This is a genomic window from Roseibacillus ishigakijimensis (assembly GCF_016595415.1).
GTDB lineage: Bacteria > Verrucomicrobiota > Verrucomicrobiia > Verrucomicrobiales > Akkermansiaceae > Roseibacillus > Roseibacillus ishigakijimensis.
This window is the reverse complement of the sequence record NZ_JAENIO010000011.1, coordinates 71,419-92,248: the sequence shown is the minus strand read 5'-3', so window position 1 is coordinate 92,248 and position 20,830 is coordinate 71,419. Positions and strand designations below refer to the sequence as shown.

General features: G+C 60.4%; 20 protein-coding genes. 14 read left to right on the top strand and 6 right to left on the bottom strand.

From position 1 onward, the window contains the following. Both JIN78_RS06355 and JIN78_RS06350 read left to right on the top strand, forming a co-directional pair. Window positions 1-387 (top strand): YrbL family protein (locus JIN78_RS06355; protein ID WP_200391113.1); only part of this gene is annotated, 387 nt, incomplete at its 5' end. 3 nt (window positions 388-390) lie between these two features. Continuing rightward, entirely contained in the window at window positions 391-1,497 is a 1,107-nt protein-coding gene (locus JIN78_RS06350; protein WP_200391112.1) for a glycosyltransferase family 4 protein, read from the top strand. On the opposite strand, the gene JIN78_RS06345 is transcribed toward JIN78_RS06350, so the two are convergent. Continuing rightward, complete coding sequence (locus tag JIN78_RS06345; protein WP_200391111.1) at window positions 1,473-2,570, bottom strand: glycosyltransferase; 1,098 nt, start codon at window positions 2,568-2,570, stop codon at window positions 1,473-1,475. The two genes, JIN78_RS06350 and JIN78_RS06345, sit on opposite strands and share 25 nt — an antisense overlap. Window positions 2,571-2,608: 38 nt before the next feature. Beyond that, window positions 2,609-3,682 (bottom strand): Fic family protein, encoded by a 1,074-nt coding sequence (locus tag JIN78_RS06340; RefSeq protein ID WP_200391110.1) that lies wholly within the window; start codon window positions 3,680-3,682, stop codon window positions 2,609-2,611. Window positions 3,683-4,037: 355 nt separating this feature from the next. On the opposite strand from JIN78_RS06340, the gene JIN78_RS06335 reads away from it, so the two are divergent. The 4 genes from JIN78_RS06335 to JIN78_RS06320 are packed head-to-tail and all read left to right on the top strand — an operon-like array spanning window position 4,038 to window position 7,975. Next, a complete protein-coding gene (locus JIN78_RS06335; RefSeq protein WP_200391109.1) occupies window positions 4,038-4,943 on the top strand; it encodes a glycosyltransferase family 2 protein in 906 nt (301 codons plus the stop codon). Next, on the top strand, window positions 4,940-5,977 hold the full coding sequence (locus JIN78_RS06330; RefSeq protein ID WP_200391108.1) for a glycosyltransferase family protein: 1,038 nt from the start codon (window positions 4,940-4,942) through the stop codon (window positions 5,975-5,977). The genes JIN78_RS06335 and JIN78_RS06330 overlap by 4 nt, the downstream gene beginning before the upstream one ends. After that, a complete protein-coding gene (locus JIN78_RS06325) occupies window positions 5,974-6,735 on the top strand; it encodes a hypothetical protein (protein ID WP_200391107.1) in 762 nt (253 codons plus the stop codon). The genes JIN78_RS06330 and JIN78_RS06325 overlap by 4 nt, the downstream gene beginning before the upstream one ends. Window positions 6,736-6,757: 22 nt before the next feature. Beyond that, complete coding sequence (locus JIN78_RS06320) at window positions 6,758-7,975, top strand: glycosyltransferase (RefSeq protein WP_200391106.1); 1,218 nt, start codon at window positions 6,758-6,760, stop codon at window positions 7,973-7,975. On the opposite strand, the gene JIN78_RS06315 is transcribed toward JIN78_RS06320, so the two are convergent. From JIN78_RS06315 to JIN78_RS06305, 3 genes are all read right to left on the bottom strand, one after another. Next, window positions 7,935-8,747: a motility associated factor glycosyltransferase family protein gene (locus JIN78_RS06315; RefSeq protein WP_200391105.1), complete on the bottom strand. Its 813-nt coding sequence runs from the start codon at window positions 8,745-8,747 to the stop codon at window positions 7,935-7,937. The two genes, JIN78_RS06320 and JIN78_RS06315, sit on opposite strands and share 41 nt — an antisense overlap. 124 nt (window positions 8,748-8,871) lie before the next feature. Continuing rightward, complete coding sequence (locus JIN78_RS06310; protein ID WP_200391104.1) at window positions 8,872-9,738, bottom strand: polysaccharide pyruvyl transferase family protein; 867 nt, start codon at window positions 9,736-9,738, stop codon at window positions 8,872-8,874. A 4-nt stretch (window positions 9,739-9,742) separates the two neighbouring features. Further along, complete coding sequence (locus JIN78_RS06305; RefSeq protein ID WP_200391103.1) at window positions 9,743-11,479, bottom strand: ABC transporter ATP-binding protein; 1,737 nt, start codon at window positions 11,477-11,479, stop codon at window positions 9,743-9,745. 124 nt (window positions 11,480-11,603) lie between these two features. Here JIN78_RS06305 and gatB point away from each other — a divergent pair, with 124 nt between their 5' ends. Continuing rightward, window positions 11,604-13,058 carry an Asp-tRNA(Asn)/Glu-tRNA(Gln) amidotransferase subunit GatB gene (gene gatB, locus JIN78_RS06300; RefSeq protein ID WP_200391102.1) on the top strand — a complete coding sequence of 485 codons (1,455 nt, stop codon included), beginning with the start codon at window positions 11,604-11,606 and terminating at the stop codon, window positions 13,056-13,058. Window positions 13,059-13,248: 190 nt separating this feature from the next. After that, window positions 13,249-14,625, top strand: coding sequence for a sulfatase family protein (locus JIN78_RS06295; RefSeq protein ID WP_200391101.1), 1,377 nt, complete (start codon window positions 13,249-13,251; stop codon window positions 14,623-14,625). Between the two features lie 328 nt (window positions 14,626-14,953). On the opposite strand, the gene typA is transcribed toward JIN78_RS06295, so the two are convergent. Beyond that, on the bottom strand, window positions 14,954-16,789 hold the full coding sequence (gene typA / locus JIN78_RS06290; protein WP_200391100.1) for a translational GTPase TypA: 1,836 nt from the start codon (window positions 16,787-16,789) through the stop codon (window positions 14,954-14,956). A 190-nt stretch (window positions 16,790-16,979) separates the two neighbouring features. Between typA and JIN78_RS06285 the strand changes: the two genes are divergently transcribed. The 6 genes from JIN78_RS06285 to JIN78_RS06260 all read left to right on the top strand — a co-directional run bounded on the left by JIN78_RS06285 (window position 16,980) and on the right by JIN78_RS06260 (window position 20,827). Next, window positions 16,980-17,156 carry a hypothetical protein gene (locus tag JIN78_RS06285; RefSeq protein WP_200391099.1) on the top strand — a complete coding sequence of 59 codons (177 nt, stop codon included), beginning with the start codon at window positions 16,980-16,982 and terminating at the stop codon, window positions 17,154-17,156. A 38-nt stretch (window positions 17,157-17,194) separates the two neighbouring features. Then, window positions 17,195-17,728 carry a hypothetical protein gene (locus tag JIN78_RS06280; RefSeq protein WP_200391098.1) on the top strand — a complete coding sequence of 178 codons (534 nt, stop codon included), beginning with the start codon at window positions 17,195-17,197 and terminating at the stop codon, window positions 17,726-17,728. Between the two features lie 110 nt (window positions 17,729-17,838). Then, on the top strand, window positions 17,839-19,101 hold the full coding sequence (gene nuoD, locus JIN78_RS06275; protein WP_200391097.1) for an NADH dehydrogenase (quinone) subunit D: 1,263 nt from the start codon (window positions 17,839-17,841) through the stop codon (window positions 19,099-19,101). A gap of 128 nt (window positions 19,102-19,229) precedes the next feature. Continuing rightward, window positions 19,230-19,523: a GxxExxY protein gene (locus JIN78_RS06270; RefSeq protein ID WP_200391115.1), complete on the top strand. Its 294-nt coding sequence runs from the start codon at window positions 19,230-19,232 to the stop codon at window positions 19,521-19,523. Between the two features lie 71 nt (window positions 19,524-19,594). Continuing rightward, on the top strand, window positions 19,595-20,170 hold the full coding sequence (locus JIN78_RS06265) for an NADH-quinone oxidoreductase subunit NuoE family protein (RefSeq protein WP_200391096.1): 576 nt from the start codon (window positions 19,595-19,597) through the stop codon (window positions 20,168-20,170). Between the two features lie 9 nt (window positions 20,171-20,179). After that, the gene (locus JIN78_RS06260) at window positions 20,180-20,827 is read left to right on the top strand and encodes a Uma2 family endonuclease (RefSeq protein ID WP_200391095.1); all 648 of its coding nucleotides are present in this window, start codon (window positions 20,180-20,182) and stop codon (window positions 20,825-20,827) included. Window positions 20,828-20,830 lie beyond the last annotated feature (3 nt).

Below are 20,830 nucleotides of genomic sequence, written 5' to 3'. Positions count from 1 at the left end.
CTGGTGGTCGACCTCGTGCGCGATCACGACGGGCTCATCTCACGCTCCCTCTTCGATTACCTCTGGGAAACCGGCGACCCGGCGCCCTTCCAGCCCGCCCTCACGGAATTCGCCGAATTCTGGAAAACACACACCATCCCCAACCGCAAGCTCGCTCTCTTCAATCTCGCCGCCCAAGAATATGAGCCCGGCAAATACCGCCTCCAGCTCATCGATGGCTTTCTCAAGAAACCAGTCTACTCCCTCGTGCGCCTGAGCCACCGCTACGCCCTCGGCAAATCGCAGCGACAGATCAAGGACATGTATCGCTACATCGACAAGGCCCTCAAAGCCCGCGAGGAGAACAAACTGCCCGGCGAGCTGGGCTTTCTCAAAAGCCGCACCTGAGCCATGAAAGTCCTGCAAGTCCTGCCCGAGCTGAACTCCGGGGGTGTCGAGCGCGGCACCCTGGAGGTCGCCCGCCATCTCGTTGCACTGGGCCACCAATCCATCGTCCTTTCCCACGGCGGCCGCCTCGTCGAGCCACTCGAACGAGAAGGGTCTACGCATCTGACCTATCCGGTCCATAAAAAATCCCTCCTCGCCCTTCGCCATGTGGGGGCCATCCGGCGGCTCTTGCTGGAGCACCGCCCCGACATTCTCCACCTGCGCTCGCGCGCCCCGGCCTGGCTCTGCTACTTGGCTTGGAAAAATCTCCCGCCCAAGGAACGCCCGCGCCTGGTCACCACCGTGCACGGCTTCTACTCGGTCAACGCCTACTCGGCGGTGATGACCCGGGGCGAGAGTGTGATCTGCGTCTCGCACGCGGTGCAAGATTACGTCTTGAAAAATTACCCCCAAACCGATGCCACCAAGCTGACGGTCATTCATCGCGGTATCGAGCCCGCAGAGTATTTTCCCGCTTACCGCCCCTCCCCGGAATGGACTGCCCGCTGGCACGAGGAGCAGCCCCAGCTGGCCGGGAAGACCCTCCTCACCCTCCCCGGTCGCGTGACGCGCTGGAAAGGGCAGGAGGACTTTCTCACCCTTCTCGCCGCTCTCAAAAACGACTTCCCCCGGATCCATGGACTCATCGCAGGCGGCCCCCACCCCCGCAAGCAAGCCTTCTGGGACGAGCTGCAGGAGAAAACCCAGGAACTGGGACTCAACGACAGCGTCACTTTCCTCGGTCACCGCAGCGACCTGCGCGAGGTGCTCGCCAGCAGCGACCTCGTCTTTTCTCTTTCCAAAGACCCGGAAGCCTTTGGCCGGGTCTCGCTGGAAGCCCTCTCCCTCGGCAAGCCCGTCATCGCCTACCACCACGGCGGGGTGGCCGAACAAATGGACGCCCTTTTCCCCGCCGGAGCGGTCGGAATCGATGACCTCGCGGCAGTCGAATCTCGCACGCGGGACTTCCTCACCACGCCCCCACCGCCCCCCGGCGCGAACTCCACCTTCACCCTCCCCGCCATGCTGAACGCCACGCTGGGCGTCTACGAGGACTTGCTCGCAGACTGAGCGGCTAACTTTTCAAAGAGCGCCAGATACTGGGCCACGATTTTTTCCTCTGAGAAAGCGGCCAGCCATTTCTCCCGCCCCGCTTTTGCCAAGGCCTCGCGCTGTGTCGGGTCCGCCAGCAACTCGTTCACTTGCTCAGCCAACTGCGCGGAATCATCGATCTCAAAGAGCCGCCCATTGACCCCCTCCTCGATGAGCCAACTCGGCCCATCGGACTTGGCCGCCACGATGGGCGTGCCCGAGACCCAGGCCTCCAGCACGACATTGCCCAGAGGCTCGTAACGGGAGGGAAACACACACAAGTCGGCGGTGGCATAGAGATTGGCCATATCATCGCGCCACCCCAGAAAACGCACCCGCTCGCTGACCCCCGCTTCCGCCGCCACCTCTTCGTAAAAAGCCCGCCGCTCCCCTTCCCCCGCCAGCAACAGCACCGCCTCCGGAATCTGGGCCAGCGCCCGGATGGCCACTTCCTGGGCCTTGACTTCATGGAAACGTCCCGGCGAAAGGAGGACCGGAACCTCGGCTGCCAAGCCCAGCTCCTCCCGCAGCGAACGCGCCTCCGCCCCCGCCCGCTCGCCGAAATTGCTAATGAGAGAGACCGCCTCCTCCGGCCAACCCGCCCCCACGAGATACTCCACAATGCCCGGCGTATTGGCCACCAGATGCTCGCAACGCTGATAATACTTCAGCTTGTAGCAGCCCCCGAGCCGGGCCATTTTGACAAAATTCCCCGTCGGCATCGCGCCCGCCGCCCGATTCATCCACGCCAAGGCGTGAGTGGGCTGAAAGCGATCGGCCTGGGCCTGCACTGCACGGTGCACCAGAAACTTGCGCCACCCGTTGGCCGGCACCGTCACCACCTCACCGCCGCCCGCCCGCAGGCGCTCCGCGCGGGCTGGATTCTCGGCAATGACGAGTCGCTGCGACACCCCCTGCCGGGCAAAAGCGAGAGCCAAGCGCTCAAAGAACGCCTCCGCCCCGCCATTCCCCCGTGCCAACATGATTTGTAGCAGCCGCATCGGCTCATCCTCCCCCATCCGGTCTCCCACACAGAGCCCTTTCCCTGACATGGCGAGCGGCTTCCCCCTCTGGGCCTAGCTATGCCAGGTCATGAGAAATGGGGAGGTTGGGAAAGAATTTCAGCCAGCGGGGGATTGATGTAGTAATTGGTGCGGCCAACCTTGTGTTTGACGAGAAAGCCAGTGGCACAGAGTTCATCAAGATAGCGGGTGGCGGTGACGCGGGACACTTTGAGGTCCTGCTGGATGAACTCGATTTTAGTGTAGGGGTGCGTGAAGAGGTTGTTGATCAGGTCTTGACTGTAGAACTTATGCTCCGCCCGGATGCGCTGCTTGTAGTCCTGAAAAGCGGCTTTGATCCGGGTGATCGTGTCGATGGTGTGGACGGAGGTTTTCTCGACGGCGGTGAGAAGATAAACGATCCACTCCTCCCAAGCGTCCTCCGTGCGGACAAGTTGCAGGAGACGATAGTAGTCCTGTTTGGTGTGCAGAATGTAACGGCTCAGGTAGAGGGTGGGGATCTCGAGGAGGCGCTCTTTGACGAGGTAGAGCACATTGAGGAGGCGACCGGTGCGTCCATTGCCGTCGTAGAAGGGATGGATGGACTCGAAGCGATGGTGAATGAGCGCCATTTTGATGAGCGGATCGACGGCGGAAAGCTCGGGATCGTTGATGAAGGCCTCCAGCTCCTGCATGAGCCGTTCGATCTCCCGCTTGTCCTGCGGCGGGGTGTAGATGGTCTCGCCGGTGAGGTCGTTCTTCAGTGCGGTGCCGGGGACGCGGCGGAATCCGGCGTTGTTTTGCTCCAGCAAGCCTTGGATGTGGAGAATGGTGTGGTTGGTGAGAAGCTCGTCTCGCCGGATGGCGTGGTAGCCTTGCCAGAGGGCTTCGCGGTAGCGCAAGACCTCCTTGGCGGCGGGCTTGAGCCGACTTTTGGGACTGAGGTCCTCTTGGAAGAGCTCGTCGTGAGTGGTGATGATGTTCTCTATCTCCGAGCTGTCTTTCGCCTCCTGAATGGCAAGGGTATTGATGAGAATGGCCTGATTGGGGATGCTGGCTGCCTTTCCTTTCAGTTCAGCCAACTGGCGGGTGGCCGCGTTCAGCTGTTTGAGAACCGGGATGGTCTCAAAACGATTGAAATCAAGTTGTTGAAGCGGCTCCATGAAATAACCAGAGAAGGACGATTTTTTTGACAAGATGGTTTCGACATGAAAAGAAAATCCAAAAATCTTTGCACGTTTAGCGTCATCTGTAAAGGAAAGGGGGATTTGAGAGAGATGAGAAATCAGGAATGAGGCGATATCCTGCGGATCCGCTTCGAGCCCTTCCCCTCTGGTGGAGCGCGCTTCCAGCGGGCCCTTTTTCGCATCCTGCGGAAAAGCTCCCCTACCCTGACCCAGCCTCTGCAGGCCTTTGGCAAGATGCCAAAGACAGCCCGCTGGAAGCGCGCTCCACCATTCTCCCTGATTACACTCGACAGCGAGGCTGGGGGATCGACATAGTGCAGGGCGCTTCGCCATGCCTTCGCCCTCCGCTTCTCCCCCTACCCTGCCCACGATCGGGTTCGGGGTGACCAGTTGGCGCTCGCCCGAGACCCTGGGCGCAACCCTCGACAGCTATCGCCAAGCAAACTTTGCCGCATACTTCGACGAACACCTTCTCCATATCCTTGATGCCTCCGAGGAGGATAGAGAAGTCCTGTCGGCCTTCGATTTCCGCCATCGCGAAGGAAAAAACCAGGGCATCGCGGAGAGCATGCGCACCATCGCACAAAGCCTCTCCACCGACCTCGTTCTATTGTTAGAAAACGACTGCCCCCTCATCGAGCCCGAGCCCGTCCTGCGCGAGCGGCTCGAACTCGTTCGCCGCGCCTTCGCCGACGACCAGGTGGATATCTTCCGCCTGCGCCACCGCTGGCAGGTGGGCGAAATGTTCGCCCTGCGCAAGCACCTCTCCTGCCACCCCGTGGCCGAGGTCCATCCCTCTTTTGCCCAACCGGACTTACTCGCCCAATACCCGCCCTCCCCGCTGCGCCGTTTTCTCAAACCCCGCCATGCCCGCCAGCTGCGGGGGCGGGCCGTTTACGTCGAGAGGCACCCCGAGCAGCGCTTCCCCGACGTTTTCACCAAGATGGCCGACGAGCCCGACGAGTGGTTCGTGACCGACTCGCGCTCTCTCAACTGGACCAATCAGTCGGTGGTGGTGCGACGCGATTTTTTCCTCGAGACCCTGATGCGCTACGTGGACGAGCACCCGAGCAAGCGCACCAGCAATGGCTTTCAGTCCCCCGAGCGTCCCCTCAATAGTGCCTGGTGGCGGGAGCAGCGCTTCCGCATCGGGGTGGGCACCGGGCTCTTCACCCACGAGCGCCGCGATGGCAGCTGGCGGCGCAACCACCCCAAATTCCAGGAAAACGCCTCATGACGACCACGCCCCGCCGCATTCTCCTCGCCGGTTACGGCCAGCTCCGCCGCTATGGCGACACCCGGGTGAGCTGGACCCACAAGCTCTTCCGCGGGCTCATCCAGGAGGGTCACCTCGTGCACTTCTTCAGCGATCGCGACACCGCCGCCTTCGAAGCCCCTTTTGGCCTGCGGGATTTGGGCAAAAAGAAAGCCAACCAGCGTTTTCTGGAAACCGCGCGCGCCTTTCAGCCCGACCTCATCCTCATCGGCCACGCCGATATTCTCAGCGAAGACACCCTGCGCCAGGCCAAGAAGGAAGCCGATTGCGCCCTTGTCCATTGCAACAACGACCCTCTCTTCGTGCCGGAGAACGTGACCCGCATCGAGCGCCGCCTGACGGTCTGCGACCGCGCCTTCATCTCCACCGGGCAGTCTGTGCTGGAAGACTTTTTTCCCAAAGAAAAAGGCCGCGTCCACTTCATGCCCAATGCCGCCGACCCGGCGGTGGAGCGCTTCGATGCCTCTCAAAAGGCGGCCTCCGAGCTAGCGCGCGACCTCATTTTTTGCGGCAATTCCACCGACCACACCGAGCGCCAGCGCCTGCTGGAAACCCTGCGCAAGGAGCTGCCCGCGAGCTTCCGCTTCGACACCTTCGGCTGCTTCGGCACCCCGCCGGTCTGGGGTCTGGCCTACGACGAGGCGCTTTCCCAATCCGCGATGGGTCTCAACCTCAATCGCCAGGAGGGTCATCACTGGTATTCCTCCGCGCGCATCGCGCAGATGGGAGGCAATGGACTCGCCGTCCTGACCCATGCCGCCAACGAGCTCGCCAGCCTCTTTCCCGAGGACACGCTGGTCTACTTCCGCGATGCCGGAGAGCTGATCAAAGAAGCCAGCCGCCTGCAAGAGGATGACGCCGAGCGACAGGCCCGGGGGGCAGCCACGCGGCGGTTCTTCCTCACCGAAATGAACAATCGCCTGCACGCGAGCGACATTTTGGAAACTTCCCTCGACCTCCCGCCCTCCCACCCTTACTGCTGGCACCAACGATGAGCGAATCACCGGTTAATATTCTCTGCATGCGCTGGGGCGACAAATACGGCCCGGAGTATGTCGTGCAGCTCTACGGAATGGTGGCCAAAAATCTCCAGCGCCCCTTCCGCTTCGTCTGCCTCAGCGACCGCAAGCTCGACCTCCCCGCCCCCATCGAAACCCTCCCCATCCCCGACCTCGGGATCGAGGGCCGCCGTGGCAAAACCACTTGGCAAAAGCTGGGCGTCTTTTCCCCCACCCTCGGCGACCTCACTGGCCCCGCCCTCTTCCTCGACCTCGACCTCATCGTCTGCGGGCCGCTCGACAAATTCTTCGACTACGAGCCCGAAAAAATCGGCATCATTCACAACTGGATCTCGCCGTGGAAAACCCTCTTCCGCCCCCGACCCGAGATTGGCAATTCCTCCGTTTTCCGCTTCCCCGTCAACGAATGCGGACACCTCATCGAGGAGTTTCAGGCCGAAAAAGAACAGGCAGTGGAGACCTGGTGGCCGCCGCAAACCTACCTCACCGAGCGCATTCGCCCGCAGTTGACCTACTGGCCCGAGGAATGGGTCAAGAGCTTCAAGTTCCACTGCCGCCAGCCCTTCCCCCTCAACTACCTCCTCGATCCCAAAAAGCCCAGCGACCTCGGCGAGCCCTCCATCATCGCCTTCCACGGCCGCCCCAACCCCGACCAAGCGCTCGAGGGCTATCGCGGCAAAAAAATCCATCACTTCACCAAACCCGCAAAGTGGATCGCGGAGTATTGGAAGTGAGATTCCTCCACCGCCCCTAGCCATGAAAATTCTCTACGTCTCTGGCATCTGGGCCGGCATCCGACCCCTTCTCTTCGAGGGTCAGGAGAAAGAGAGCGGCATGCCCGCCTTCGTCTTTCCTCTCAAAGAAATCGTCGCCCGTGGGCATGAGGTGACTTTGCTCTTCCTCGCCAAACGAGCCCAACCCGAGCTTCGCATCGGGCCCGAATGGCTACGGCGCTGTCGCCTCGAAATCGCGGTCACCAATCAGAGCCGCTCCTTTTTGCGAAAGAAAGCGGTGGGCACGCGTGTGCGGGAGGAATTGACCGCCGAGGACTACGATTTTCTCTACCTGCAGGGTGAAAAAGGGTCGCATCTCTGGAAATTGGGCGAGGAATTCGGGCTGCCAGTCGGTCAGCGCGTTTATGGCGTCGACAATGCCGCCCGCTCGCTGCCCGGCACCCCGCGCCTGTGGGCTCGAATCAAGAAACCCCAGCTCCACGCCTCCTTCACCGGGCGCAAGGCCTTCGTCATCGTCACCCGCGACGGCTCGCGCGGTGATCGCCTGCAAGAACACCTCGCCCCTCGACCCGCTTACCGCTTTTTCCACCGTCTCAATGGCGTCGAGCGTCCTCCTGAGCCGCCGGCGACCGACGAGAGCACTCTCCCCCGTTTGCTCGCGGACCGCCCCTACCTCTTTTGCCCCGCCCGCTTTGCCACTATGAAGGCCAAGGAGCGCACCCTCCAGTTTCTCGCCCGCATGCACGCCCTCGGTCATCGCGAACTCCGGCTCGTGGTGGCCGGCCAGCACTCCAAGGCCGAGGAATACACTCTTTTTCAAAAGGAAAAAGAACGGCTCGAGCTGAGCGAGCAGGTGGTAGAACTCGGCACTCTCTCGCGCGAGGAAGTCACCGCCCGCGCGTGTGGCTCCCTGGCGGTGCTCAGCTTCTACCGCTTCAGTAATCTCAGCAACGTCTCGCTGGAAGCCCTCTCCCTGGGGGCCCTGCTCGTCACCCTCGATGATGGCTCGCTGGAGGGGGTCTGCGGCCCGGAAGAAGCCCTCATCGCCCCCTCGGTGGAGGAAGCGGCGGAGGCGTTTCACCGTCTTCTCTCCGCCCCGGACGCCGCATCCCGTTACCGCGATCTCCGCCAGGGAGCCGCCCGGAAAGCCCTTGCCACTTTGCAAACCTGGCAAGAGCGCGCCGCTTGGGAAGCCGACCTCATCGAGGAGTCTGCTGTCCCGCGTCCGGAGCGAGATTGAGGTCGATGGGACAGACGGGCGAGGGGTTGTGCAAGCGGATGGGGCGTTCCGCGAGAACAGACTTGGCAAGCTCGAAGGCCGGGCGGATGAAACGTTCGAAGTGAACGTCCAACTGCGAAGGCTGGGCTTCTTTTTCCTCGTAAACCCGTTGGCTCCCTCCGAGGTCGAGACCCGCGAACTCGATGTCGCGCCCTCCCATCCAGACCGCCAACTGCAACGCGGGATAAGCCACCGTGGCCCCGGAGAAAAGACCTCGCTCGGGGTCATCGCTCCAGCCCACTCGCGAGAGCTGTCCGCTCTCCGGAAGGACCATCCCCAAGGCCCGCACCCCCTCCCGCGAAAGCGCGGGCGCCCCATACCACTCGTTGACAATCTCGAAGAGAGAAAAGGCCGGCGGCAAGGGCTGGCCCGATGCCTTCAGGGTGGCCAGAACCTGGGGAGTGGCCAGGAGGTGCCCTCCTCTCGACAAACCCCGCGCAATCAGCTCCCCTTTTTCCCGCGCAAAACGTCGGTCGGACACCACGAGGAAATCCGGGGTTTTCCCCTCTTCCTCCATCCAGGCAGCAGCTCCATTGACCGCCAGGGTCACCCGATCCTCGCCCCATCCCGCGTAATCGCGCAAACTCGGTCCACTCGCCACAATGCGGAGACGCGTGCTCCGGAGACCAACACGCAATTGCGCCAGCGGCTGACTGTTTTCGCCCTCGGGAAAGAGCTCCCAGCCCCCGTCTTCTCCCCGCTCAAACCACATTCCGGCAGGAAAACGCCGCATCCCCTTCCACGGGCCGCGCCAAATGATTTTCTCCAGGTTTAGCCCTATCCGAGCCAGCCTCCCCCGCCACTGCTGCCTCCGCCGGGCCAAGGCCCAATCTCGGGAAAGTTCTCTCATCGTCACCTCACCCTGCGAATTCATGCAGACTCTCGAACAAAGCCGCGATCCGCTTCCTCGCCTCCCGCGTGTAGCTCCGGGCCTTTTCAACCGCCAGAGGAGGGGCTTCAGCCGCGAAGGCCTCCGCTTCGGCCTGGGGCACCAAGCGCTCGCTCAATCCCGCGTCCTCCAGCATTCCCTCGATCTTATGGGTATTCGAGGGCCAGCATACAAAGTCACTTTCGCTGGCAATGGCCAAGGCCACGGCATGGAACCGCCCCGTCACCACCCGCTCGCTGCGCATGATCCGGTCCAACATGAAGGCGGGAGGGGTTTCGCATCGTGTCAAAACTCCCCGTCGATAGGCCAGCCTCTTAAAAATCCCCTTCACCGGCCTCTTGGCCTTGGCCGCATAGCGCACATCATCGGTCCTGAGCATGCCCTGGCGCTCGACCGGAGCCGCATGAGCCCATTCGGCTACCAGACTGGAGCCAAAAACAAGATCGGGCACACGCCGAGCGGGCACTTCCTCCGGTCCTGTCGCCTGCCAAGACTGCAAACTCCGGCTTTCCCGAAAGGTGACCAGCTTGAGGTGGCGGTGAAAGTCCTGCCGCACGTTATCCTGCCACACGCTGTTGAGTAAAACCGTGGGCCAGCGTTCCGCCAGCTTCAAAAGATGCTGGTTTTTATTGTGATGCACGCTCCCTTCCCCATTCACCACCACCAGATCCGCCTTCTCCAGAGCAGGATAAATTTCCTCCCCGAAATCCCGCCCCACGCTGCCGAGAAGCTGCACCCCAGTGCGGGCAAACCACTCGCGGTAGGAAGCTCCCACCAGTTGACACCCGAAATGGTTTTCCCACCGGGAAGTGTCGTTCACGAGAAAAACCTTCATGCTGTCAATGCTGATCCGCCCCGCCCTCGCGCACCACTCCTTTTTCAAAAACAAAGACCCGATCCGCCGCCTGCAGGGTGCTCTCGCGGTGGGTGATGACGATGGTGGTGCGGCCTTTGCTCAACTCGGCCAGAGCTTCGCGCACCTTCTCCTCGCTCTCGGCATCCAGCGCGCTGGTAGCCTCGTCCATGATCAAAATCGGAGCATCTTTCAGAAAGGCCCGCGCAATGGCAATGCGCTGGCGCTGTCCACCGGAGAGAGTGCTCCCTTTCTCCGAAACCTCGGTGTCGTAGCCTTTCTCTTGGCGAAGAATGAAATCGTGGGCAAAGGCCAGGCGCGCGGCCTCTTCTACCTCCGCCTCAGTGGCCCCGGGACGGCCCATGAGAATGTTCTCGCGAATGGTGCCCCGAAAGAGCACCGGCATCTGAGGCACGAGAGCAATCTGGGCTCTCAGATCCTGTTTGCGCAAGGTGCGCACATCGTATCCGTCAACCCGCACCGCCCCGCTGGTGGCCTCAAAAAAGCGCGGAATGAGATTCACGAAGGTGGTCTTGCCCCCTCCGCTTTCCCCCACCAGGGCCACCGTCTCACCCGGCGAAATGCTCAGCGAGACGCCCTTGAGGATTTCCTCCGCCCCATAGGAAAAGCGCACCTCCTCGAAACGCACCTCCCCCCGCAGCTTCTCAAGGGCCTGGGGATGGACCGGGTCGGGCAGCTCGTCCTCGCTATCCAGTATCAGCCGCACCCGGTTCATGGAAGCCTTGGCCTGCTCCAGCACTCCATGCAGTTGACCGAGCTTTTTGATGGGCTCGTAGGTCATGAAGAGGGCCGTCGCCATGCCGAGAAAGTCCTCCAAACCCATCCCCTTCTGAGCTCCGAGGTAGAGAGAGAAAGCAAACCCGATAGCGGCCACCACCTCCACAATGGGCGAGAGCAAGGAACGATAACGCACTAGGCGAAGCTCGAGATTGCGCCGTTGCGCGGAGAGCTTGCCGAAGGTGCCCCCCAGTTGACTTTCCAAATTGTAAGCCCGCACCTCCAGAGGGTTTTGAATCACCTCCGAAGTGATTCCACTGATGACTCCCGTCTTTTCCTGCATCGCGAGAGAGCGCTTCTTGAGACGTTTCCCGAGAATGCGAATGGGAAAAACGAGGAGAGGCACTGTAATGCCACCCACCAAGGCAAAGAAAACCCCCTCTTCCTCAATAGCCTTCGACACCAAATAACTGAAGGCAAACACCAGCACCATGGGCTGCTTGATGGTATCGCCCGCCGATTTGGTCACCGCGGTCTGCATCGCCCGAGTGTCACCCAGGACACGCGACAATAAATCCCCCGAAGCGTGCTCTCCATAAAAACGCAAAGGCAACTTCAACAAGCGCTCGAACACTTCACAGCGGAAGTTCTCAATAGCGCGAATGCCCACCTCGTTCATAAAATAGCCGCTAAAGTATCCTCCCACGGCACGGAGAAGAAAAACGAAAGGAATAAAGAAACAACTCGCCACAAGCAGACGGTTGAGGTCGCCACCAAAGACAAATTCGTTGAAACTCAGAAACCACTGAGGAACCTCGGCCATCTTCTCCTCATTTTGAAAAATCAGAGGCAAAGCGGTATCCGAGAGCAAGGGCAAGCCCGCGCCAGTTGCCACCCCATAGAGCACCCCCGCCGCCAAGCCCAAAAGAAACTTCGGAATGAGAGGCTTGAGGTGGGGAAAAAGCGGCCGGAACTCAGCAAACATGCGGCAGCCATGGCATCACCCCGCCCCCTTTTGCGCAAGCGTGCATTGCGTCCCCTCTCGAGACCAAGTTCTCAAAAAAATTTCGTGCCTTGCCCGCGATTCAGGGCCAAAAGGGGGCCGCGCGATGAAGTATATTCCCACCATCGGACTGGAGGTCCACTGTCAGGTCAAAACCGACTCGAAGATGTTCTGTGCTTGCCCCACCTCCTTTGGGGACGAGCCCAATACGAACACCTGCCCCACCTGTCTCGGACTCCCGGGGGCCCTGCCGGTGCTCAACGAGCGCGCCATCGAGAAGACCCTCCTCGCCGGTCTCATGCTGGGCTGTGGCTCGCCGGAAATCTCCGTCTGGGACCGCAAAAACTACTTCTACCCCGACATGCCGAAGAACTACCAGACCACCCAGATGGACTTCCCCCTCTGCCTGGGCGGCGGCGTGCCCCTCTACGACCACAACTACCCCAAGGACTATCAGAAAAAGATCGCCCATCCCGGTAAGGTGGTCCGCCTGAACCGCATCCACCTCGAGGAGGATGTCGCCAAGTCCACCCACCTCGCCAACTCTTCCCTCATCGACTTCAACCGCGCGGGCACGCCCCTGATGGAGATCGTCTCCGAGCCCGACCTCAGCTCGGCGGAGGAGACCTTTGCCTACATCAAGACCCTCCAGCAAATCCTCATCTACGGCGATATCTCCGACGCCGACATGGAAAAGGGCCAGCTCCGCTGCGACGTGAACATCTCCATCCGCAAACACGAGGACGATCCGCTCGGCGAACGCATCGAGCTCAAGAACCTCAACTCCATCTCCGCCGTGCGCCGGGCCATCAACTACGAGATCGAGCGCCAGTCCGCCGATCTCGACCAAGGCATCACCCAACAGCAATCGACCTGGCGCTGGGATGATGACCTCGGCGAATCGCAGATGATGCGCTCCAAGGAGGACGCCCACGACTACCGTTACTTCCCCTGCCCCGACCTCTTGCCCGTGCGCACCGAGGCCCTTTTGGAAAAAGTGCGCCCCCAGGTCCCCGAGCTTCCCCACGACAAGGCCGCGCGCTTCGAGAACGACTTCAAGCTGACCACCTACGACGCCTCGGTGCTCACCGCCGAGCGCCCGCTCTCCGACTACTTCGAAGCCGTCGCCACCGCGACGAAAGCGCCCGCCAAAAAGGCCGCCAACTGGGTCATCAACAACCTGCTGGCCTTGCTGAAGGAAAAAAACACCGCCATCACGGAGTCCCCCATCACGCCCGCGATGACCGCAGAAGTCCTCTCCCTAGTGGAAGCCGGCACCATTTCCAACAATCAGGCCAAAGACCTCTTCACCGCTCTCTGGGACAAGCCAGACACCGCGCCCGCCGCCCTTGCCAAAGAAATGGGCTTCGAGCCCGCCGACAATTCCGCCATGGACGCCTTCATCGAGGAAGCCATCGCCAACAACCCCAAGCAGGTGGCGGAAATCCAAGGCGGCAACGAAAAGCTCATCAACTTCCTGACTGGACAGGTGATGAAAGCCAGCAAAGGCAAAGCCAACCCCAAGCTCGTCACCGACGCCATCCGGGCCAAGCTGCTGTGAAGCGAGCTTCTGCCCCGGACTATCGCTGACCACCGGTCCACCACCGGATGTCTCGGCGAGACATCCCTACCGCCGTATCAAAGCTGCACCTCGAGAGCACAGCCCCGGTAGGGAGGCCTCGCCGAGGCCTCCGCGGATCCGCCTATTTTGCAAGCCCGACCCTCGCTGGGACGTTCTAGAACTCATCACCATGCCCTCGTTCAACCCTCCCTCTGCCCCTCACTCCTCGCTGCGCCCAACCCTTGCCATCTGGCTCCTGTTTCTTGGGGCGATTATCCCTGCCTTGGCCAAGGCTCCCAACCTTATACTGATTTATGCCGATGACCTCGGCTACGGCGATTTGGGCTGTTATGGTTCGGAGGAAATTCACTCGCCGCACCTCGACCGCTTGGCGAGTGAAGGGCTGCGCTTCACCGACTTCTACGCCACCAGCGCCTCCTGCACCCCCTCGCGAGCGGCTCTGATGACGGCCAGCTACCCCGGCCGGGTGGGCCTGAACAATGTCCTTATGCCCGAGAGCAAGGACAAGAAGACCGGCAAACACCTCGGTCTGAATCCCTCCGAAATTACGCTAGCAGAAATTCTTCGCGACCAGGGTTACGCCACGGCCCTGGTCGGGAAATGGCATCTCGGCGATCACCCGGAATTCCTCCCCACCAATCACGGCTTCGAGCACTTCTTTGGCCTGCCCTACAGCAACGACATGGTGCCGCCCCGCTTCGTCGACCTCCCTCTTATGCGCAACGAGGAAGTCATCGCGGTCAATCCCGACCAAGACCTCATCACCCGCCGCTACACCGAGGAGTCCCTGCGCTTCATTGAGGAAAACAAGGACCAGCCCTTTTTCCTCTTTCTTTCCCACAGCATGCCCCACCGCCCCTGCCATGCCTCCGAGCCCTTCACCAAGCGTTTCAGCAAAGAGCAACTCGCACAAATCAAGCCCGGTGAGGACAAAGCCTCCCGCGACTTCCTCTATCCCGCTGCCGTGGAGGAGATCGACTGGAGTGCGGGCCAAATCCTCACCAAACTGGCCGAGGTCGAGCTGGAATCCAACACTCTCATCCTTTTCACCTCCGACAATGGCCCCAAAGTGGGATCCGCCGGCCCCTTGCGCGGTCTCAAAGGCAGCAATTACGAAGGAGGGCACCGCGTCCCAGGCATCATGCGTTGGCCAGACCGCATCCCAGCGGGCAGCACCACAGACGAGATCGCGACCACGATGGACCTCCTGCCGACCATGGCCCACTTGCTCGGCGTCAAACTCCCTGACGATCGCGTTCTGGACGGACACAACATTCTCCCCTTGCTGGAAAACCCCGCCAGCGCCCAGTCGCCCTACCGCGCCTATTTCTACACCCACGGCCCCTTGGGTGTGCGGGTCGGCCCATGGAAACTGCTCGGGCGTGGCAAACAGGCCGCTCTTTACAACCTGGAAACCGACTTGAAGGAACGCACCAACCTCCTCAAGAAACACCCTGAGGTCGTCGCCCGACTGGAGAAAGAAAGAGAAGCCTTTCGCGCCAGCCTCAAGGCTCACAGCCGCCTTGCTGGCGTCCCCCAGCTTTAGCATTTCGCGGTGCCCACTAAATTTGCCCCCCGGCGGATGTCTCGGCGAGACATCCCTACCGCCGTATCAAATCCGCACCTCGAGAGAGCAGACCCGGTAGGGAGGCCTCGCCGAGGCCTCCGCGAATACACCTGCACCCCTCGCATAGAGACATCAACCCTCGAATGCAGGACCAAGGAGCATAAGCGTCACGCATGCCTCAAAGCCCCATCGTGCTACCGCCGGGTTGAAGACTACAACCGCAGAGCACCACAAAGCCGGACTATCGCTGACCACCGGTCCCCCGGCGAATGTCTCGGCGAGACATCCCTACCGCTGATAAAGCGGCTTAGGAGACTTTTTCTTTCTCCTTCTCCGCCTTTTCCAAACGCTTGCGCACGTTCGGATCGAGGATGCGCTTGCGCAGACGGATGAAATTCGGGGTCGCTTCCACGAACTCGTCGCTCTCGATGTATTCGATGGCGCGCTCAAGGCTCATCTTGAGCGGCGGCTTGAGACCAGCGTCGATGGACTTGTTGGCAGAACGGTGGTTGGTCAGGTTCTTGGCTTTCACCGGGTTGACCGGGAGGTCGCCATCGCGGGAGTTCTGCCCCACGATCATGCCTTCATAAATGTCTTCGGAAGGACCGACGAAGAGGATGCCGCGCTCTTCGAGAGCTTCCAGCGAGTGCGCCATGGCCTTGCCCTGCGCCATGGAGACGAGGGTGCCGTTCTGGCGGGTGCGAATCCGTCCAATCTCGGGGCGATACTCTTTGAAGAGGTGGGACATCACTCCGTGACCGCTGGTCAGGTTCATGAGCTCGAACTCGAAACCGATGAGACCGCGGGTGGGAATGACGACCTCGAGGTAGGTCATGGAACCCCGGGGTTCCATCATCTCCACGGTGCCTTTGCGGTTGGCGAGAGCCTGAATGACGCCACCCTGGGTGCCTTCGGGCAGCTCGAGGTAGAGCGTCTCGTAGGGCTCCATCATCTGACCGTCGACTTCCTTCAAAATCACCATCGGGCGGGAAACAAGCACCTCGTAACCTTCGCGACGCATGGTCTCGACGAGAACGGAGATTTGCATCGCCCCCCGGGCGGAAACGTTGAACACCCCCCCTTCATCGGACTCGGAGACTTCAATGGAAATGTTCGTTTTGATCTCGCGCTGAAGACGATCCCAAATCGCGCGGGAAGTCACTTTTTTGCCGTCCAAACCGGCGAAAGGACCGTCATTGACCGCGAATTGCATCTGAACGGTAGGCGGGTCGATCGCCACAAAGGGGAGCGCTTCCACGCTCTCGTTGGCAACGAGGGTCTCGCCAATGTCAACGTCTTCAAAGCCGGCAATCCCGATGATGTTGCCTGCCTCACCCACTTCCGCCTCGATGTTACCGAGCTTGGTGTATTCAAAAACCTTGGTCACCTTGGCCCGCTGGCGGGTGCCATCCTTGAGCACGCGAAAGACGCTGTCGCCCTTGCGCACGCTGCCGGCCTGAATCTTGCCCAGCGCCACCCGACCGACGTAGTCGTCCCAGTCGATGTTGCTGACGAGCATCTGGAAATCACCCTCGGGCTCGGCCGTCGGGGCCGGAACGCGATCGACGAGCACCTCAAGGAGGGGCTCCACCGATTCGCGGGGGTCATCGAGGTTGCGCACGAAGAAGCCATTTTTGGCGGAGCCGTAAACGACCGGGCTCTCGAACTGCTCTTCGCTGGCTCCCAGCTCGAGAAGCAGCTCCAGCACACGCTCTTCCACGCCCTCGGGATCAGCGGCATCGCGATCGATCTTATTGATCACCACGATGGGCCAGAGGCCGGCTTCGAGCGCCTTGCGCAGCACGAAACGGGTCTGCGCCTGCGGTCCCTCGTAAGCATCGACCACCACGAGCACGCCATCGACCATGCGCATCACGCGCTCCACCTCGCCCCCGAAGTCGGCGTGGCCGGGAGTGTCCACGATGTTGATGGTGTAGTCGCGCCACTGCACGGCGGTGTTCTTCGCCTTGATGGTGATGCCCTTTTCCTTCTCCAAGTCCATGGAATCCATGGCGCGTTCGGCAAGTTGCTGGTGGGCTTCCACAGCCCCACCGGCCTTGAGGAGTTCGTCAACAAGGGTGGTCTTGCCATGGTCAACGTGGGCGATAATGGCCACGTTGCGGAGAGTTTCGAGAGCGCTCATAGGGATGTCGGGGGCGCTGTCTGCCTTGTTTTTTAGCAAAAGTCCACCTTTGTACTGAGAATTTCTTTTCCCATTGGAACGACCGCAAAGAGATGGCCACAGGGAAGGGTACGGTTTACTCTCACCCTCAAGATCATGTCCCTGCCTGAATTCCGATTGAACCAAGTCCCCGCTGTGCTAGAATTTGATGATGAAACCGAAAGGACAGCGTTGGGTCTCGGCAGAAGAGATGCTCGCGCAAACCCGCCGCAATCGTCGCGAAGCAGCCAAACTCGAATTGAGAACTGGGCCCGTGCTGCCGGAAGATGCCTTACGGAAGGAGAGCTCGGAGCCCGCCTCGACGGAGCCCAAATTGAAAGCGAGCTGAGTGACATTTTCCGCGAAACTCCGGATTTCGGTCGCTCGGTGGCCGAACGGCTCGTGCCTTTTCATGACGAGCAAAGCCAAGGAGCTTGGTCCCTCATCGGAGCGGGAGGCGAATCTGTTGTTTTCGGCGATCCCACCCATCAGCGGGTACTCAAACTGCTCTCCCCGGCGGGTCGCGCGAGGTTTGGCTGGGTCCTTGACCAGGACAGGGACCAACAATGGGGACTCCGCAAAGGAGCCCTCGCTGCGGCCCTGCGACGTTACCACTTAGCTGAACAACTTTTCCCCTCTGGCTTGGAAATCGAAGCGATCGGGGCCGGATGCAGCTTCCTACTCCTGAGCCAACCCTTTTTTGTCGGCAGCCATCCAGAGCCCAGTCAACTTGCCGCTGAAATGCAGACTCGAGGCTGGGAACCCCACCGACCGTCGAGTCAACTCTCGACCCTCCTGAACTTGAGCTGGAAGAAGGGTCACCAGCTCGCCACCGACGTGCGCCCGGAAAATGTGATCCTGGCCGAAAGTGATGGCAAACTCTACCCCTTCGATTTCATTGTTGGTCAGGAGCCATCTTGATAATCGACCAACCCAACGCTGCGAGTATAAGGGGCAGACTTTGTGAAAAATTTCACAATCTCCTTGCCGGATGGGGGCACTTGCGGCCTTAATTCGGCGGCAAATTAGGCATGAGCGATTCCGCGACCACTACTTATGAGGCCCCTGATTCAGCAGCCCGGGCGGCCGCTGGCATTGAGGATTATCAGGCCGAGACCACTGACCTCCTCGGCGAGAAAATGGTATTGAACATGGGTCCCTCCCACCCGGCGACCCACGGCGTCTTGCGGCTCATCCTCGAGCTTGATGGCGAGGTCATTACCAAGGCTGATCCGGACGTGGGCTTTCTCCATCGCGGCGATGAAAAGATCGCGGAGAACATGCACTACAACCAGTTCGTGCCCTACACCGACCGACTCGACTACCTTGCCCCCTTGGCCAACAACGTGGCCTATGCCTGCACGGTGGAAAAGCTCATGGGCTGGGAACTGCCGCCCCGGGGTCAAGCCCTGCGCGTGCTCTGCTGCGAGCTGGCCCGCATCTCCGCCCACATGCTGGGAGTCGGCGTCTGCGCCATGGACGTGGGCGCGATGACCGTGTTCCTCTACACCTTCACCGAACGCGAAAAGATTTACAACCTCTGCGAACAGCTCACCGGGGCCCGTTTCACCACCTCCTACACCCGCGTGGGCGGACAGTTGCGCGACATGCCGGAGGGCTTCGAAGCCCAGCTGCGCAAGAACCTCGACGAGTTCGAGGAGTCCATTGACGAGATTTCCAAGCTGCTCGACAAGAACACGATTTTCATCAACCGGATGGCCGATGTGGGCGTCATTTCCAAGGAAGACGCCATTGCCTACGGCATCACGGGACCGAACCTGCGCGGCTCCGGCGTGGCCCGTGACCTCCGCAAAGACAATCCTTACTTGGGTTACGAGCAATACGACTTCGATGTCCCCATTGCGGAAGAAGGCGATTGCTACGCACGTTATCAGGTGCGCATGGAAGAGATGCGCCAGTCCGTGCGCATCATCCGGCAAGTCCTCGACACCATGCCCGAGGGCCCCATCAACTTGGTCGACCCCAAGAACATGCTGCCCGCCAAAGAGCGCGTGCTCATGAGCATGGAGGAGCTCATCCACCACTTCATCGTCTCCACCCAGGGCCTCGATGCCCCGAAAGGCGAGGTCTACTTCGGAGCCGAGAATCCGAAGGGCGAACTGGGCTTTTACCTCTGCTCCAAAGGCGGAGGGGTCCCCTATCGCCTCAAGATTCGCAGCCCTTCTTTCATCAATCTTTCCCTCCTCGACGAACTCCTCCCCGGCCACATGGTCTCCGACATCCCAGCCATCCTCGGCTCGCTGGATTTCGTGATGGGAGAATGTGACCGCTAGCATTTCAGCCGCAAAAATGCTCAGAAAACGCAAAAATGACGGAACGGGAAATCTTTCAGCTTTGCGACCAAATCAGAGAAACTTCCTTCGCTCTTCACCGTTTTCCTTAGGCACGGGCTCAAAGAAAAATTTATGAAAATGGACTCGCTCATCGACTTACCAAGCAAGGCTACGCTGTCACCCAGCAAAGCCAGCTCCAAGTCTTTGACGAAGATCATTTTCTATTGGGCACCCTCGAGATGGACCTTGTGGTTGAAAACGAAATCATCATTGAACTCAAGGCCGTTAAGAACCTTACGAACGAACATGTGGCCCAACTGCTTGGCTACTTGCGAGCCACCCGTAAGGAACACGGGCTCCTCATCAACTTTGGAAACCCAAAGCTTCAAATCAAAAAGTATATCCTCTCCAAAGACCTCTGATTTTTCCCGCTCCGGTCCGTCCTTTTTGTGGATTCTGCGTCCTTTTTGCGGCTAAACACAACTTCACAGCCATGTCCCAAAGCATTCTCGATAAAACCATTGCTTCTCCGGAGACCCCGGGCACGAAGCACTTCCCGCCCTTCAACGCCGACGACGCTCTGAACTCGGCAGCAGCGGAAGCGATTTCCCATTATCCCGAGGACCAGAAGCGCTCGGCCGTGCTGCCCCTGCTCCACCTCGTGCAGCACCGCTTCGGCTACATCTCCGCGCCCGCCATCGACTGGGTGGCCCAACAGCTCGGCATCGAGCCCATCAAAGTGGTCGAAGTGGTCACCTTCTACCCCGGTCTGCGACAAGCAGCGCCTGGCAAGTTCCACATCCGCGTCTGCCGCACCCTTTCCTGTGCCATGGCGGGCTCCTACGAATTGATGGAAAAGCTGGCCGAGGCGACTCAGATTGATCGCAGCACCGTTAGCCACGCAAACCCCATCGCGGTTTCGCCCTGTGGCAATTACTCGGTGGAATTCGCGGAATGCCTCGCCTCCTGCGGCACCGGCCCGGTCTGCATGGTCAACGACGATTTCCACGAAGCGGTCGACCCGGCCGAGGTCGCAAAACTCCTCGCGAACTACCCGAAATCGTCTTAATTTTTTGCCATGGCAGCCATTCTGGACCAAATCCTCGCCTCCCCCAGCGCGCCCCTGCACATCCAGCGGGCCAACGAGGCTTTGGCCACCGAAGCCACTGCCCGCGAGAAGTTTCGCGACGACATCCAGCCCCACGACAAGGCCGAGTTCATCAACGGCGAAGTGATCATGCATTCCCCTGCTCGCTCCCAACACAACCAAGTCCGGCATTTGCTGGAAAGGATTCTCAGTATCAAAACGGACCAACAGGAAGGCTTTCTCACCTCCGAGAAAGCCCTCTGCGCCTTTACCCGCAACGACTACGAGCCCGACATCCTTTGGTTTGGCCCCGAAAAAGCAGCCTCCATCGAGCCCCGCACCCTCATTCACCCCGTGCCGGACTTCATCGTGGAAGTGCTCTCCGATAGCACGGAGAAACGAGACCGGGGCGTAAAGTTCGAGGACTACGCCGCCCATGGGGTGGCCGAGTACTGGCTCATCGAGCCCTACGAGCGCTTCATCGAACAATACCGACTGGGAGACGGCGAGTATCACCTCCACGAAAAGCTCTCCCACGGCGATATCACGCCCCTCAGCTTTCCCGACCTCACCATCCCCCTCGCCGCGATTTTCGAACGCGAGGCCAATCTCACTTTTCTGAAAACCCTGCTAGCCTAGCAC

What these genes read in the sequence shown, in the direction of transcription:
- JIN78_RS06335 (WP_200391109.1), top strand. Translation starts at nt 4,038, where the DNA reads ATGCCTTCGCCCTCCGCTTCTCCCCCTACCCTGCCCACGATCGGGTTC.
- typA (WP_200391100.1), bottom strand. Translation starts at nt 16,789, where the DNA reads ATGAGCGCTCTCGAAACTCTCCGCAACGTGGCCATTATCGCCCACGTT.
- JIN78_RS06330 (WP_200391108.1), top strand. Translation starts at nt 4,940, where the DNA reads ATGACGACCACGCCCCGCCGCATTCTCCTCGCCGGTTACGGCCAGCTC.
- JIN78_RS06315 (WP_200391105.1), bottom strand. Translation starts at nt 8,747, where the DNA reads ATGCGGCGTTTTCCTGCCGGAATGTGGTTTGAGCGGGGAGAAGACGGG.
- JIN78_RS06260 (WP_200391095.1), top strand. Translation starts at nt 20,180, where the DNA reads ATGGCAGCCATTCTGGACCAAATCCTCGCCTCCCCCAGCGCGCCCCTG.
- JIN78_RS06325 (WP_200391107.1), top strand. Translation starts at nt 5,974, where the DNA reads ATGAGCGAATCACCGGTTAATATTCTCTGCATGCGCTGGGGCGACAAA.
- JIN78_RS06320 (WP_200391106.1), top strand. Translation starts at nt 6,758, where the DNA reads ATGAAAATTCTCTACGTCTCTGGCATCTGGGCCGGCATCCGACCCCTT.
- JIN78_RS06295 (WP_200391101.1), top strand. Translation starts at nt 13,249, where the DNA reads ATGCCCTCGTTCAACCCTCCCTCTGCCCCTCACTCCTCGCTGCGCCCA.
- JIN78_RS06305 (WP_200391103.1), bottom strand. Translation starts at nt 11,479, where the DNA reads ATGTTTGCTGAGTTCCGGCCGCTTTTTCCCCACCTCAAGCCTCTCATT.
- nuoD (WP_200391097.1), top strand. Translation starts at nt 17,839, where the DNA reads ATGAGCGATTCCGCGACCACTACTTATGAGGCCCCTGATTCAGCAGCC.
- gatB (WP_200391102.1), top strand. Translation starts at nt 11,604, where the DNA reads ATGAAGTATATTCCCACCATCGGACTGGAGGTCCACTGTCAGGTCAAA.
- JIN78_RS06345 (WP_200391111.1), bottom strand. Translation starts at nt 2,570, where the DNA reads ATGTCAGGGAAAGGGCTCTGTGTGGGAGACCGGATGGGGGAGGATGAG.
- JIN78_RS06340 (WP_200391110.1), bottom strand. Translation starts at nt 3,682, where the DNA reads ATGGAGCCGCTTCAACAACTTGATTTCAATCGTTTTGAGACCATCCCG.
- JIN78_RS06350 (WP_200391112.1), top strand. Translation starts at nt 391, where the DNA reads ATGAAAGTCCTGCAAGTCCTGCCCGAGCTGAACTCCGGGGGTGTCGAG.
- JIN78_RS06265 (WP_200391096.1), top strand. Translation starts at nt 19,595, where the DNA reads ATGTCCCAAAGCATTCTCGATAAAACCATTGCTTCTCCGGAGACCCCG.
- JIN78_RS06310 (WP_200391104.1), bottom strand. Translation starts at nt 9,738, where the DNA reads ATGAAGGTTTTTCTCGTGAACGACACTTCCCGGTGGGAAAACCATTTC.
- JIN78_RS06285 (WP_200391099.1), top strand. Translation starts at nt 16,980, where the DNA reads ATGAAACCGAAAGGACAGCGTTGGGTCTCGGCAGAAGAGATGCTCGCG.